This is a genomic window from Haloarcula rara (assembly GCF_029338235.1).
Lineage (GTDB): Archaea > Halobacteriota > Halobacteria > Halobacteriales > Haloarculaceae > Haloarcula > Haloarcula rara.
The window spans coordinates 1,042,946-1,057,229 of record NZ_CP119785.1; the positions used below are offsets into that span (position 1 = coordinate 1,042,946).

Consider the following 14,284-nt stretch of genomic DNA (forward strand, 5'->3'; position numbering starts at 1 on the left):
CTATCCCGCCCAAGCTGAACAAACTGCGCGAGAAACACACCGGGCTCCTCGCATGAACTTCGAGACCGAGGTGGCCTTGCGCTTCGACGACCTGGACACCTACGGCCACGTCAACAACGTCCGTTACGGCACCTATCTGGAGGAGGCCCGCATCGACTACCTCGTCGAGGTCGTCGGCAACGGCGACCGCGCCTTCCTCGCGGACAGCGACGACGGTATCGTCATCAAGACCCTCGAAATCGAGTTCGAGCAGCCGGTCCGGAGCGCCGACAGCGTCACCGTCAGTGTGGGTGTGCCCCGCCTTGGCACGACGAGTTTCCCCTTCGAGTACGAGATTCGGGACGGCGATGCGGTCGCTGCGACCGGCGAGACGACCGTTGTCACCTACGACCGCGCGGCGGACGAACCCCAGCCCATCCCCGAGCGCTGGCGTGACGCCATCAGCGAGTTCGAGTTCGGGCAGTAACAGTTTCTGGAGTGGCGGTATCGGTCGCTTCCATCGTGTGTAGATAGGTGACCGAGGATGGTAGCAGCCAGAAAGCCCCCGGACGCTTTCAGTCCCGCCCGTAGCCGGTCGACCAGCCGGCATGGGTGGACTGAAAGGGGCGCCTGGCTAACCGAAGGCGGGCGAAGTAAGGACCGCAACGAGTCCCCCCGAGTTTAGCCGGGCGGGGCTTTCTGGCTGTGAGCGGCGTACCGAGATGTGCCTTTCTGGCTGTCGTCGGCCACGAGTGAGGCGTCATTTGCAGCCGCTGCTAGGCGAAGTCTCTTTGGCAGACTCACCTCAAGATGGGAGTATGGGTGACGATGCTATCGACGACGTTGACCAGGCCATCCTCCACGCCCTCCAGGAGGACGCCCGCAACATCTCGTCGGGCGACATCGCTGAGCGAACCGGTACGTCGAGCAGCACCGTCCGGAAACGAATCCAGCGCCTGGAGAGCGACGAGGTAATCAAGGGATACAGCGCCGAGATTGACTACCAGAAGTCGGGCTATCCGCTGCGGATGCTGCTGTTCTGTACGGCGCCGATTCCCGAGCGTGGCGAGCAGATTCCGGCCATCCTCGACATCGACGGCGTCGTCTCGGTCCAGGAGCTGGTCACCGGCGAGCGGAACCTGCTGGTGACCGTCGTCGGCGAGACGGACAGCGACATCACCCCGGTCGCCCAGGAGCTGCTGGACCTGGGGCTGACCGTCGTCGACGAGGTGCTGGTCCGGAGCCACGAGACGACGCCGTTTGGCGATTTCGTGAGCGAGTAGGGGCCTCGCGGCCGCTTGCCACGCCGTCTGGACGCTCCCGAGCAGCCCGCCGCCGCTGAATCGTGTGGCCGTCGCTGCCCGCCCGGAGCCGCTAAATGGCTCAAAACCGACAGCAAAGCCGCGTGAGCGGCCGCTATCGTCGCTGACCGCCCGGCCATTCCGCCAAAAATCATAATGTTCTTTAATTCCCTTATGCACGAACAGACTGGTAAGATAGAAGGTTTTAATAACCAGTCTGTTCGTCTATTGGATGAACGACGGCCGACATCGCTCGGGGAATCTCCCCGGTGATGACGGACGACGACATCAACGATGGCAGACGAAACACAGCGCACGACGGTCGGACCGCTTCCGAGCGGCATAGGGCAGCAAGCACCGAGTACGCCGGCGGCCCTGACCCGAGCCGTCTGGCTGCTGTGGGGCCTGAGTCTGGCGGCCCTGGCCGGCCACGCGGTGACCGGCTGGGCCCCGCGCTCGGCGACCTGGTCGCCGTCGACGGGCTGACGGTCCTGATGTGGACGGTCGTGACCTTCTTTTCGGGTATCGTCCACAGCTACTCGCGCCGCTACATGGCCGGAAGCGCCCACCAGACCCGGTTTTTCGCCGTCGTCTTCGGCTTTACTGTGGTGGTGATGGGACTTGTCGCAGCCAACCACATCGCCCTGTTCGGGGCGCTGTGGCTGGCGATGGGACTGCTGATGGCACAGCTCATCGGCGTCATCAGCGGGTGGGAACAGGCGCGAGCGGCCGCCTCCGTCGCCCGCAGGTACTTCCTCGCGAGTAGCGCGCTGCTTGCCGTCGCACTGACGGCGCTGTGGTGGACGACCGGCGCGACGACGATATCGGGCATCGCCGCTGCTTCCGACACGCTCGGCGGCCCGGTGTGGTTGCTAGCTGCGGGCGCGCTCGTGCTCGCGGCGATGATACAGTCCGCGCTCATCCCCTTCCAGGGCTGGCTGCTCTCCTCGATGACCGCGCCGACGCCGGCCTCGGCGCTGATGCACGCCGGCTTCGTCAACGCCGGCGGCATCCTGCTGACCCGTTTTGCCCCGGTCATCACCGTCGACCCCACGCTCATGCTCGCGGTGGTCGGCGTCGGCGCGGCCAGCGCGCTGGGCGGGAAGCTCCTGAAGTCGGTCCAGACGGACGTCAAGAGCAAACTTGGCTGCTCGACGGTCGGCCAGATGGGCTTTATGATAATGCAGGCCGGCCTGGGCTTTTTCGGGGCCGCCATCACCCACCTCATCCTGCACGGCTGCTACAAGGCCTACCAGTTCCTGAGTTCGGGCGACAGCGTCGAACACAACAGCCCGACCGGGGAAATCGGGCGCAGAGAAAGCATCGTCGGCGTCGTCGTGACGCTGCTGACGGCCCTGGCCGGCGGGTGGCTGTTCGCGACGCTGACCGGCAAGGGGGCGAAAGTCGACAGCGGCCTCCTGCTTACCTTCTTCGTCGTCTTCACCACGCTGCACGCGGCCCGCAACGCGGTCACGCACACCGAGCTGCCGGCGACGGCCCGCTACGGTGCGGTCCCGCTGGTGTTCTTCCCGGCTATCGTCATCTACGCCGTGGTGTACGAGGGCATCGCCGGGCTCCTGGCCGTCGGGACGGCCACGACCGAGTTGACCCTGCTCCACGGCGCCGTCGCCGTCTTCTTCGTCGGCGTCTACCTCGCCATCGAGACCGGCATCCACGAACACAGCCAGCGCCTCTACGTGGCGCTGTTGAACGCCAGCCAGCCGCCGACCGAGACGCTGGTGACCGCTCCGGAGGACTACAATGAGTACTGAACAGGACATCCACGACAGCATCGACGACGCGGCCGAGACCGTCGGCTCGGTCTGGCCCATCCACTCGTTCGTGACCGCCAACCCCCTCTCGGGGTTCGAGGACCAGCCCTTCACCGAGGCGGTCGCTCAGGCCTCGGAGTTGCTTGGCGGCCGGGGCTACCCTAGCCCGGAGACGTTCCGCCAGGCGCTCGAACGCGGCCAGATAGACCGCGACGTCCTCGAAGCGGAACTGGCCGACGCCGGCTACGAGGCCGACCCCGAGACGGCACTTTCCCGCATGGAGACCGCGGCCGAAACCGACACCGACGAGCCGGAGACGGCCGTCGACCGCGTCGACCACGTGCTGACGAAGTGGCTGTCGGCCTTCCTCGACGAGGGGCGTGCCCACTGGGCGCTGCCGGACCGCGACCTCGGCTTCTACGGCGTCTTCCGCAACGTGGCCACCTACGACGGCCAGATACCCGACAGGGGCGTCGTGGCGGACCTACCGGCGACGCCGACCGAGACCATCGAGACGGTGCTCGAAGACTACCCGGAAGAGCAGTGGTCGGCTATCTTCGAGACGCAACTGGCCGCGCTCCCGGGCTGGACCGGCTTCATCAAACAGCGCGCCGCCGACGAGAGCGAGTGGCAGTCCCGGTACCCGATAACGGTCGCGGGATATCTCGCGGCGCGACTGGCGCTGCTCGATGCCGTCGACGCCGACCTCGCGCCGGACGACACCGCGACCGACGGACCGACGGCGGCCGACGAACTCGCGGCGGCGTTCCTGAGCGCGTGGGAAGGGACCTACCGCGAGGACCTCGTCGACGCCGTCAGCGCCGAGAGTGAGACCCGCGCCGAGGCCGAGCCGTCGGGCCGCCCGGACGCCCAGCTCGTCTTCTGTATCGACACGCGCTCGGAAGTCCTGCGCCGCCACCTGGAGGACACGGGCGACTACGAGACTCACGGCTACGCCGGCTTCTTCGGCGTCCCCATGGAGTACGGGGGGTACGACGCCGAGGTGTCCGTCGAGGCGTGCCCCCCGATTCTCGACGCACACCACACCATCACCGAGGAGCCGACAGACCCCGAGACGCGGGCCGACCACGACCACCTGGCGGGCATCCGCGAGGCCGCCGCCGAAATCGTCGAGACCATCGAGGCCAACGCCGCGACGGCTTACGGCTTCGTCGAGAGCGCCGGGAGCGGCTACGGGCTCGCACTGGCGAGTCGCACGCTGGTGCCCGGGCGCGTCCACGACGTCTTCGACAGCGTCGACGAGACGATTCCGGACGACCACGACTTCTGCAGCCCGTCCGTCGATACTCTCACCCTGGAAGAGAAGGTCGGATACGCCGAGACCGCCTTCGACCTGATGGGGTGGGACCACTTCGCCCGTCTCGTCGTCTTCACCGGCCACGCCAGCGAGACCGCGAACAACCCGTTCGATTCGAGTCTGGACTGTGGGGCCTGTGCCGGCAACCCCGGCGGCCCGAGCGCCCGCGTGCTCGCGAAAATCTGCAACGCCGACGCCGTCCGGGCCGAGCTCCGCGAGCGCGGCTTCGACGTCCCCGAGGACACCGTCTTCCTCGCCGGCGAGCACAACACCACGACCGACGAGGTCGAGGTCTACGACGGTGCCGTCCCCGAGAGCCACGCAGACGACCTCGCGGCGCTCCGCGCCGACCTCGAAACCGCCCGCAAGGGGCGGCTGCCGAACGCGTGGGCGGGAGCGACGCCGTCCGCGAGACCGAGCGCAAGGCGGCAGACTGGGCCGAGACCCGCCCCGAGTGGGGGCTGGCCGGCAACGCCGGCTTCGTCGTCGGGCCGGGAGAGCTGACCGCCAACATCGACTTCGACGGCCGCTCGTTCCTCCACTCCTACGACTGGACGACCGACCCCGACGGCACGGCCCTCGAAGCCATCATCGCGGGGCCGATGGTCGTCACCCAGTGGATTAACTGCCAGTACTACTTCTCGACGGTCGACACCGCCGCCTACGGGAGCGGGTCGAAGATAACCCACAACCCCGTCGGCAACGTCGGCGTCTACCAGGGTAACGGCGGCGACCTGATGACCGGGCTGCCCCTCCAGTCGCTTATGGCGGCCGACGACGAACCCTACCACCAGCCGCTGCGCCTCTCGACGGTCATCCACGCGCCCGTCGACACCGTCACCGACATCCTCGCCGACCACGAGAACGTGGCCGGGCTGCTCGACAACGGGTGGCTCTCCCTGACCGTCGTCGACCCGACCCGGGACCACACCGCCTTCAACTACGCCGGCGAACTGTCCTGGCGTCCGGCCGACGAGGCGACGACCGTCGAACCGCTGGCAGAAGCGACGGCGACCGTGGCCGACGACTGATACTGGGGGCTGTACGTTCGGAAAGAGATTCGCAGTGGCGAATTGCGCCAGTTTGTTACAGCCACCAGTATGAGCGCCCCACCGGCCCGCTTTCTGGCGATAGGGGGATGAGAGTCCACACCGTGACCGGCCGATTCAGCCAGAAGTTGAGACCGGGCCTCTCAATGCATAAGATTGGATTCGACGGTTGAACGCCAATCGTTTTCCCTGCTACCTCCGTCGGTTGAGTCGTCTCGCGCGTCGAGTACCTCGCACCGGCCACGTGTACAGAAAGTAACGTATGCCACTCGCTCAACTGCTTGAACAATACGTCAGTCTCGGTATCTTCGTTCTCGCTGCAGGGCTGAGTGTTCTCAGCTTCCTCGCATGGCGGCGGGAACGTGATGACCGTATGCGGATCGTCACGCTCGGGTACGCGATGTTCGCCGTCTACGGACTCATCGTGTTTCTCGAGTATCCACTGCTTCCGTATTTCCCGTACGCCACGCTCGAACTCCTCGAACACGGGAGTGCAATCCTCATCCTCGGTGGCCTCCTGGCGTTCTTCGCCGCTTTGACGCGGGACTGAGAGCAATGTCGGACCCGGATCTCGAACTGGCCTCTCGACGGGAAATCTACCAGCGGATAGCCGATACGCCGGGCGTTCACTTTCGCTCGCTCCTCGACGATCTCGAGTACGCACAGGGGACGCTCCAGTACCAGCTCAGGTGGCTCGCCGACGAGGGCCTGATCGACATCTCGGACGACGGTAAGTACACGCGGTACTATCCAGCTGCCGAGTTCGATGAATCCGACCGGACAGTGATGAACGCGTTGCGCCGAGAGTACAGTCGCCGCATCCTCGCACATCTTCTCACGGACGGGCCGCTCTCGACGAGCGAACTCAGCGACCGCCTCGACAAGGCGCAATCGACTGTCTCGTGGCACCTCTCGAAGCTCGCTGAGGCCGACCTCGTCACGAAGGAGCGTGACGGCCGGAGCGTCGTCTACGAGGTCAGCGACCCCGACCGAGTCAAGTACCTCTATACAGTTCACCGGCGCTCGTTCACTGACAAAGTCGTCGACCGTCTCCTGGGCCTCTGGGACAGCTACTAGCTTGCCGTCGCGTTCGAGAGTATCCCGTGAAACACTAGCAACCGCAACAGGAGCACGTACACGAGAAATGCAACCGAGGGCCCCAGCAGGGGACGGACGAGTCCCGTCATATCAGTCCCGATTGCGGCTGCGTGGATTGTCCCGAACGCGAACCCAGCGTACGCGAACGAGTGGACGACGCGTGGCCCCCACGGCCGCTGGAAGCGTTTCGCGTCGGTAAAGCCCAAGACCGCGACGACCAGCATAAGTAGCGCCCCCGAACCCACGGCGACGCCGCCGAGAAAGTACGGTATCGAGTATGCGGGTGCCGGGACCTGTCCGGTGACGACGAACCACGCATCAACTACACCGAGTCCCGCGTGTAGCAACGTGACGGTCATCGCGAACACGGACAGTTCGATATGGACACGTCGAGCAGCCTCGTGGAGCACGCCGAACGACTCCGTGTTATAGAGAACGCCCGTCAGAACCGCCAGATATAACGCCGGATACGTCACGAGTGCGGCACCTCGGTCGAGGAGCCAGACGAGTTGTGACATTACGATGCCCCCGTCGTTTCGACGACGTCGGGACAGCCGTCCGCGTCCTGGAACCCATTTTTCGTTTCCGGTCGTGTCGGACACTTATCGGCGGAGTCATTGATACCATCTCCGTCGTAATCGGCAGGTGCCTGTCGTGTCGAAACGGTCTGGTCGACGAGGTCGCTTTGCTTCTCTTCGGTCGCCTGGGCGGCGCGCACGTCTCCGATCTGCCAGAGAGCAGGGACAGCCACCGCTAAGACGATGATCGCCACGACGGTGATTCGTTGCTTATGTGTCCAGGACATGTGTCTCAAAGCCATTTGTCGTATGAAAGACGCCGTCATGGATGACGAGTGCCTCCAGGCCCTCCCATGCCGATGCTAGTTCGCGTGCCTCGGCAAGAGGGAGCGCCGCAAGCGTCGTCGCCAGGGCGTCAGCCTCCATACAGTCTCGGCGCGCCACGACGGTAACGGACTCGTGACGAGAGCCGAGCGATGCGGTGGTCGGATCGTAGACGTGGTCAGTACCGTTTCGCGACCGCCGGTATCCGCCGGATGTTGCGACGTACCAGTCCGTGTCGAGGATCTTCAGCGCGGTGTCGTCGCCGTACGGGCTCTCGATGGCGACGGGGCCCGTCGGTGGAGACATATCTCCGCCACCACTGACGAACCCGCATCGCCCGAGTCCCGCGAGCGTCTCGGCGGTTCGATCGACGATGTATCCCTTGGCAAGGCCGTTCAGGTCGAGTTCGACGTCGGTCGTGACGTGAGACCCGTTGGTTTCCACAGTTCCGGTATCGAACTCCGTCGGTGGTGTTTCACTGTCACCACGCAGGAACGTTTTGAGGGCTTGTTCGACGCGGCCCTGGCGAATATCAAACACCCCCTCGGTCCGGTCGTTGTATTCGAGCCCACGGCTGACGATGCGGGCGACGTGTTCGTTCGCAACCTCCCCTTCACGGTTAATCTGGCTGACGGCACTCGCCTCATCGAAGGCGTTCAGCTGTGCTTCGAGTGATTCAGCCGTTTCTCGGGCCGCGGTAGCCGCAGTCTCGACCCGAACGCCCGTCGCCTGAATCCGAAACGTCGTATCACAACACTCGAACACGCGGTGTGAGTTCCCGAACCGTTCGTAGACCGCTGCGAGCGATCCCATCATCTCGGTCACTCGTCCTCCTCGTGTTCTTCCTCGTCCTCCTCGTGTTCTTCCTCGTCCTCCTCGTGTTCTTCCTCGTCCTCCTCGTGTTCTTTATCTTCGTAGCCAGACTGCGTCTGAACTTCGGGGGTGAAGTTTTGGTTTGGCGTCGGAGCATCGGCAGCGACCTGTTGTGAGGGGTCTGACTCGGACGTGTCTGGTGAGTTAGGTTGCTCGCCCGCCTGCGCGAGGCCGCCACCGGGCAGCGCAAGGGCGCCGGCGACACCGGCTGTGAGGAGCGCACCGACGAGCGTGAAGGTGACGAGTTTGTTTTTCGGGACTGGAACGCGCATGATTAGCTGCCCCTCGGTTCAGAACCGCTATCATCGACGTGTCGGTCGTTGCGTTCTGCCATTGCAAATAGAGGGTTGAGACAGCCGTAATAAGTCGTTCGCGTCCAACCCTCGAATCGTCGTACAGCTATCGAATCGATTCCGAGCGTGAGGTCGTCCCGGATATGTCTGTGACTTCGTTATTGAGCAGCTGGCATACCGAGTTCTCTCCGTTTGCCCCCGCGTCCGAAACGATTCGAGGAATGGACGCGAACGAACTCTTCGGGAGTGTATCTACGTGGTTCTATGCAGACTCGTTTGCGGCGAGCAAATCTGGTCGCTGTACTCCCTGTGGTTGCTAGTGGCGTCAGCACTGTTCACGCGGGAGCGTCCCCAGCCGGTGAAAATTACTGCTGACTGTCTTGAAACTTCGCCCACACATTATCAGTATGACAATGGTGGCCGTTGGGAGAGCGCTCTGAGGCAGTTTCTGGTGGCTGGTTCGGTCAAATTCACGTATCACACCCTCGCTAACCCCACTGTAGCCGCAACTCCCAGCCCAGCTATTCTGTATAGCGCTATCTGATTTATCACACTCACACCGCCGACGCGTCGAACTTTTAGGAGTCGGGCGTCTAGGCGCCGCTAATGGTCCAGAACGTGGCGTCCGTGATGGGCGAACTGGAGCCGGAGGATTTCCACCTGCTGTCGGGGGTCGAACAGGGGATGCGCTTCTCGGAGTACGTCAACCGCGACAAGCTGACGGAGTTCTCCCGGCTGAGCGAGGAAAACGTCGACTACCGGCTGGACCGCTGTGAGGACCGCGGGCTGGTCGAACGCAAGACCATCCAGTACGAGGGGTTCAAGCTCACCTTCGAGGGGTACGACGCGCTGGCGCTTCACACCTTCGTCGAACGGGACACCTTAGAGGGCTTTGGCGCGCCGCTGGGTGTCGGCAAAGAGAGCGACGTCTACGAAGTCCAGTCGTACAAGCCGCTCGCGCTCAAGTACCACCGCGAGGGGTACACCAACTTCCGCGAGGTGATGCGCGACCGGGATTACACCTCCGACCGTGACCACGTCTCCTGGCTCTACACCGCCCGGAAGGCCGCCGAGCGGGAGTACGAGGCCCTGGAGACGCTGTATCCCGACGTCTCGGTCCCCCAGCCCATCGATACGAACCGCCACGCCATCGTCATGGAGAAAGTCGACGGCGTCGAGCTCTCCCGGACCGGGCTCGAACCCGAGCAGGTCGTGCCCGTACTCGATCTCGTCTTAGCGGAGATGCAGACGGCCTACGACGCCGGCTTCGTCCACGCGGACATGAGCGAGTACAACGTCTTCGTCACGACCCAGGGGGTCGTCGTCTTCGACTGGCCCCAGGCAGTGCCGACCGACCACGAGAACGCCGAAGAACTGCTGACCCGGGACGTCGAGAACATCGTGAGCTACTTCCAGCGCAAATACCCCGCCCACGTCGACGAGGTCGATACCGACGCTGTCGCGTCGGCGCTGACCGCCGGCAGCTTCGAGACGGTCACCGACGACACCGTCTGAGGGCGCTACCGCCCGATTTCTGGGTATCCAGCCGCGAGCGGCGCCGCTCGCGAGCCCACTGATAAACTCCATAATGCTATATTAAATCGGCTTTTGCGGTGAGAGAGCAGACACAGATGGCAAGGGCGGCTGCGCTCCAGTACTGCTGTATCTCCCAGAATCCGGAACAGAGACCGTCGTCGGTGCTACTCAGTTGAGGTAGTCGTGCAGGCCGTCCGCGAGCGAGATGGTCGGCTCGAAGCCCAGCTGCTCGCGGGCCTTCGAGATGTCGGCGGCCGAGTGCCGGATATCCCCCTCGCGGGCGTCGACGTGCGCTATCTCGGCGGTCGGGTCGATTTCGTCTCTGATTAGCTCGGCGAGCTCGCGGACCGAGGTGCGCGAGCCGGTACCGACGTTGAACGCCTCGCCGGTCGCGTCGGTGGTAGCTGCGAGGCAGTTCGCCTGCACCACGTCGGCGACGTTGACGAAGTCCCGCGTCTGCTCGCCGTCGCCGTGGACCGTCAGCGGGCCGCCGTCGCGGGCCTGTTCGGTGAAGGCCTTGATGACGCCAGCGTAGTCCCCACCCGACTGGCGCGGGCCGTATATGTTGAAGTAGCGCAGGGCTACCGTCGGGAGGTCGTAGAGGTCGGCGTACAATCGACAGTAGTGGTCACTGGTCAGTTTCTCCAGCCCGTATGGCGAGGAGGGATCTTTAGATTCGGTCTCCATGACGGGCAAGCTGTCGGGTGCGCCGTAGATGGCCGCGCTGGAAGCAAAGACGACGCGGGCGTCCTGCCGGCGGGCCGCTTCCAGAACCGCGAGAGTCCCGGTGGCGTTGACCGCGTTGCTCGTCGTCGGCTCCTCGACCGAGCGGGCGACACTGACGATAGCCGCCTGGTGGAAGACGAGGTCGACGCCGTCCATCGCCTCGGCGAGTGCTGCGTCGTCGCGGATATCCCCCTCGATGAGCGCCGCGCCGTCAGGGACGTTCTCGCGCTTGCCGCTGGCGAAGTTATCGAGAATTCGGACCTCGTTGTCCGGGAGGTGGGCATCGGCGATGTGACTCCCAACGAAGCCAGCACCGCCAGTGACGAGAACCGTCTTGTCGGTCACAGTGGCCGTCATACCCGGGAGTGGGCGGAGCGGAAGTAAATAGGTCAGGTCGGTCCAACATTTAAGTAGTTCGAGTGGTTCGGCCGGTGCGACGGCCGCTCGCGGCTCCCCCTACGCGCTTGCGTTTGAACCGCCCGTCGCGCCGGTGGTGTCGCGGGCGGACTCGGCTTCGAGCAGTTCGCGATAGCGGTCTCGGATAGTGACCGTGCTCACGTCGGTCGCGTCGCTCACCGTCTCCTGGGTGAGTTCCTCGTTGACCAGCAGGCCGGCGGCGTAGATAGCCGCGGCGGCCAGGCCGACGGGGCTCTTGCCGCTGTGGACATTTGCGGCCTTGCCGGTCTCGAGCAGGTCGCGGGCCCGACGCACAAGCTCGTCGCTGGCGTCGAGCTGAGAGGCGAACTTCGTTAGGTAGTCGGCCGGGTCCGGCGGGCCGATCTCCAGGGCGAGCTCGCGGTTGATGTAGCGGTAGGCCCGCGTGAACTCTTGCTCGTCGACGCGGCTCACGAGCACCATGTCGCCGATGGTCTGTGGGAGGTTCGCCTGCCGGACGGCGGCGTACAGCGCGGCCGTGGCGATACCTTCGATGGAGCGGCCCGGGAGCAGTCCCTCGTCCAGCGCCCGACGATAGACGACGCTTGCGGTCTCGCGGGCGCTCTCGGGGACGCCGAGCGCGGAGCCCATGCGGTCGATTTCGCCAAGGGCCTGCTTGAGGTTGCGCTCGCTGTGGTCACGGGTGCGAAAGCGCTCGTTCCACGTTCGCAGGCGCTGCATCTTCTCGCGCTGGCTCGAGGACAGCGCGTTGCCGTTGGCGTCTTTGTCCTGCCAGCCGATGTTGGTCGAGAGCCCCTCGTCGTGCATCATCTTGGTCGTGGGGGCGCCGACGCGGGACTTCTGGTCGCGTTCGGCCGAGTCGAAGGCGCGCCACTCCGGACCGTGGTCGATTTCGTCCTCTTCGACCACCAGTCCGCAGTCCCCACAGACCGTCTCGCCGCGGGACGCATCGCTGGTGAGCGACCCGCCACAGTCCGGACAGCGCTGTTCGTCAGCGACCGCTTCCTCCTCGTCGATATCGCGCTCGTGGGCGTCGTAGGTGCTGAGTGTAGTCATAATGGGGGGGATGCGAGGGAACCGCGACTCGCGTACGTGTTCGTACGAACACACGCATCCTGTATCAGGACTCGGTTGGCATATGCCGAACTGCCGTGTCAGCGCCTCACACGCCCGAGCGGCCGACCCGGAGCCGGCTCCCCTCCGCGACGGCCTCGTCGGCCTCGACGGGGCCCATCGAGCGGGTGACAAAGGAGCGGACGATCCACGCCTCGGCGCGCTGGAGGCGGTACTGCAGCGTCGACCGAGAGACGTCGAGCCGGTCGGCGAGTTCGGTCAGCGAGACGTCCCGTGGCGTGCGGTAGTAGCCGTAGTCGACGGCGGCCTCCACGGCGGCCTGCTGTTCGGGGGGTAACTCGGCGAGCGTGACGGCCTCGTCGGCCCAGTAGGCCGGCTCGCCGAGCTGACGGAACTCGACGGTGAGCCCGGGGCGAAGCTCCGCTTCGAGCGCCGAGAAGAGGTCGTCGACGCCGTCGTCCGAGCAAAGCAGGAGCCGCCACTCACAGCGGCTGCCCCGGCGCTCGGTTTCACAGAGGACGCCCTGACCGACGTGTTCGATGGCGAGTCGAGGGATGGAGTGACAGTCACCGGCTTCCGAGCGGTAGCTGTACACCGTCCGGCGCCCCGCCTCGCGCGAGATGACCTCGTAGTGCCAGTCGGTCACGCAGTCGCGGGTCCCGATACACTCGGTACACTGGACCGGGCTGTCGAAGACGTCGTCCAGCCGATCGAGCGCCGCTTCGGGCCCGGCGACCCGTTCGAGGCGCCACATCCCGTCGTCGGTGACGTTGCAGGCGATAGAGCGGGAGTGGGTCTCGGGGTGGTCGATGAACACGTCCATCAACGGGTCCACGTCCCGGTCGTAATCGATAGTGAAGATGAACTCGCGCATAGCGCAGATACGCAGGCTAGGGGTTTATATCTCCGGTTGGTTTCGGCACACGCCGAACTCGAGGTGCGAGAGCGGTCACGGTATTCGACGAAAAAGACGGCAGAGAGCGTCAAACGGATTTTTGCATCACTGTGCGTTCGAGTCGATATCGACGACGCCCCCCGCGATAAATCAGTCAGCGCGATAGCAAACTACAGCCAGTCCGTCTCGGGGTCGATGTAGTTCGGCGGCGTCTCCCCCGCGAGGCCGGCCCGGACGTTCGCCGCGACGGTGGCGTTCAGGTCCTCGCGGGCCTCCTCGGAGTACCACGCTGCGTGGGGCGTGACGACGCAGTTGTCGAGTTCGAGAAGCGGGTTGTCCGGGGCCGGCGGTTCGCGCTGGAGCACGTCGAGACCCGCAGCGGCGATGGTGCCCTCACGCAGGGCCTCGGCCAGCGCCGCCTCGTCGACGAGCGCCCCGCGGCCGGTGTTGACGAGAACAGTCTCCTCGCCCATCCGTGCCAGCGCGTCGGCGTCGACCATCTCGCGGGTCTCGTCGGTCACCGGCGCGTGCAGGGAGACGTAGTCGGCACGCGCGTACAGTTCCTCGAGCCAGACCTTCTCGACGTCGGCGTCGGCCATCGCCTCGGCGTCGACGTAGGGGTCGTAGGCAACCACGTCGACGTCGAACCCGCGCAGCTGCTCGCGGACCCGGCGGGCGATCGGCCCGAAGGAGACCAGACCGAGGGTCCCACCTCGCAGGCGGTGGACGCGACGGCCCCGCTCCCAGCCCCAGTTTCCGGCGCGAGTGTCACGGTCGTAGGCGGCGACCCCGCGCACGCAGTCCAGCAACAGCGTCACGGTGTGGGTCGCGACCTCGCGGGTGCAGTAGTCGGGCGCGTTCGTGACGGCGACACCGTGGTCGGCAGCCGCGGCCACGTCGATGTTGTCAATGCCGACACCGGCCCTGGCGACCACCTGCAGGTCGTCAAGCGCCTCGAAGGCGTCGCGCCCCACCGGGGTGTTCACGTCGACGACAAGCCCGGCGGCGTCGGCGGCAGAACCCAGCATCTCCTCGCCGTCAGCGACGACGACCTCGGCGTCGAGGCGGTCACGGAGCAGGGCGGCGTCTATCATCGGGTCATCGCTTGCAACCACACGGTCCATATGCGAAC

Annotated in this window: 13 protein-coding genes and 2 pseudogenes; 7 read left to right on the plus strand and 8 right to left on the minus strand. The window is 65.2% G+C overall.

The window, feature by feature from the left end; all coding sequences use genetic code 11:
• The first annotated feature begins 52 nt into the window (after positions 1-52).
• From P1K32_RS05450 to P1K32_RS05475, 6 genes and pseudogenes are all read left to right on the plus strand, one after another.
• Positions 53-466: an acyl-CoA thioesterase gene (locus tag P1K32_RS05450; protein WP_276251685.1), complete on the plus strand. Its 414-nt coding sequence runs from the start codon at positions 53-55 to the stop codon at positions 464-466.
• A gap of 331 nt (positions 467-797) precedes the next feature.
• Positions 798-1,262 (plus strand): Lrp/AsnC family transcriptional regulator, encoded by a 465-nt coding sequence (locus P1K32_RS05455; protein ID WP_276251686.1) that lies wholly within the window; start codon positions 798-800, stop codon positions 1,260-1,262.
• Positions 1,263-1,574: 312 nt separating this feature from the next.
• Positions 1,575-3,052, plus strand: a pseudogene (locus P1K32_RS05460) (proton-conducting transporter transmembrane domain-containing protein).
• A pseudogene (locus P1K32_RS05465) lies at positions 3,042-5,401 on the plus strand (DUF2309 domain-containing protein). Before P1K32_RS05460 ends, P1K32_RS05465 begins: the two co-directional pseudogenes overlap by 11 nt.
• A 391-nt stretch (positions 5,402-5,792) precedes the next feature.
• On the plus strand, positions 5,793-5,969 hold the full coding sequence (locus P1K32_RS05470; protein ID WP_276251688.1) for a hypothetical protein: 177 nt from the start codon (positions 5,793-5,795) through the stop codon (positions 5,967-5,969).
• A 5-nt stretch (positions 5,970-5,974) separates the two neighbouring features.
• Positions 5,975-6,496, plus strand: a complete 522-nt coding sequence (locus P1K32_RS05475; RefSeq protein ID WP_276251689.1) for a winged helix-turn-helix transcriptional regulator — start codon at positions 5,975-5,977, stop codon at positions 6,494-6,496.
• Here P1K32_RS05475 and P1K32_RS05480 read toward each other — a convergent pair.
• The 4 genes from P1K32_RS05480 to P1K32_RS05495 are packed head-to-tail and all read right to left on the minus strand — an operon-like array spanning position 6,493 to position 8,504.
• The gene (locus P1K32_RS05480) at positions 6,493-7,035 is read right to left on the minus strand and encodes a hypothetical protein (RefSeq protein WP_276251690.1); all 543 of its coding nucleotides are present in this window, start codon (positions 7,033-7,035) and stop codon (positions 6,493-6,495) included. The two genes, P1K32_RS05475 and P1K32_RS05480, sit on opposite strands and share 4 nt — an antisense overlap.
• Complete coding sequence (locus P1K32_RS05485) at positions 7,035-7,322, minus strand: thrombospondin type 3 repeat-containing protein (RefSeq protein WP_419181062.1); 288 nt, start codon at positions 7,320-7,322, stop codon at positions 7,035-7,037. Before P1K32_RS05485 ends, P1K32_RS05480 begins: the two co-directional genes overlap by 1 nt.
• Positions 7,306-8,175, minus strand: a complete 870-nt coding sequence (locus P1K32_RS05490) for an FAD:protein FMN transferase (RefSeq protein ID WP_379690885.1) — start codon at positions 8,173-8,175, stop codon at positions 7,306-7,308. Before P1K32_RS05490 ends, P1K32_RS05485 begins: the two co-directional genes overlap by 17 nt.
• A 5-nt stretch (positions 8,176-8,180) precedes the next feature.
• Entirely contained in the window at positions 8,181-8,504 is a 324-nt protein-coding gene (locus P1K32_RS05495) for a hypothetical protein (protein WP_276251693.1), read from the minus strand.
• Positions 8,505-9,131: 627 nt separating this feature from the next.
• Between P1K32_RS05495 and P1K32_RS05500 the strand changes: the two genes are divergently transcribed.
• Positions 9,132-10,040 (plus strand): serine/threonine-protein kinase RIO2, encoded by a 909-nt coding sequence (locus tag P1K32_RS05500; protein ID WP_276251694.1) that lies wholly within the window; start codon positions 9,132-9,134, stop codon positions 10,038-10,040.
• A gap of 189 nt (positions 10,041-10,229) precedes the next feature.
• Here P1K32_RS05500 and P1K32_RS05505 read toward each other — a convergent pair whose 3' ends face one another.
• From P1K32_RS05505 to P1K32_RS05520, 4 genes are all read right to left on the minus strand, one after another.
• Positions 10,230-11,144: an NAD-dependent epimerase/dehydratase family protein gene (locus tag P1K32_RS05505; RefSeq protein ID WP_276251695.1), complete on the minus strand. Its 915-nt coding sequence runs from the start codon at positions 11,142-11,144 to the stop codon at positions 10,230-10,232.
• Positions 11,145-11,243: 99 nt separating this feature from the next.
• On the minus strand, positions 11,244-12,239 hold the full coding sequence (locus tag P1K32_RS05510) for a transcription initiation factor IIB (RefSeq protein ID WP_276251696.1): 996 nt from the start codon (positions 12,237-12,239) through the stop codon (positions 11,244-11,246).
• Positions 12,240-12,345: 106 nt separating this feature from the next.
• Positions 12,346-13,131, minus strand: coding sequence for a helix-turn-helix domain-containing protein (locus tag P1K32_RS05515; RefSeq protein WP_276251697.1), 786 nt, complete (start codon positions 13,129-13,131; stop codon positions 12,346-12,348).
• Between the two features lie 191 nt (positions 13,132-13,322).
• Complete coding sequence (locus tag P1K32_RS05520; RefSeq protein ID WP_276251698.1) at positions 13,323-14,276, minus strand: C-terminal binding protein; 954 nt, start codon at positions 14,274-14,276, stop codon at positions 13,323-13,325.
• Positions 14,277-14,284: the final 8 nt, after the last annotated feature.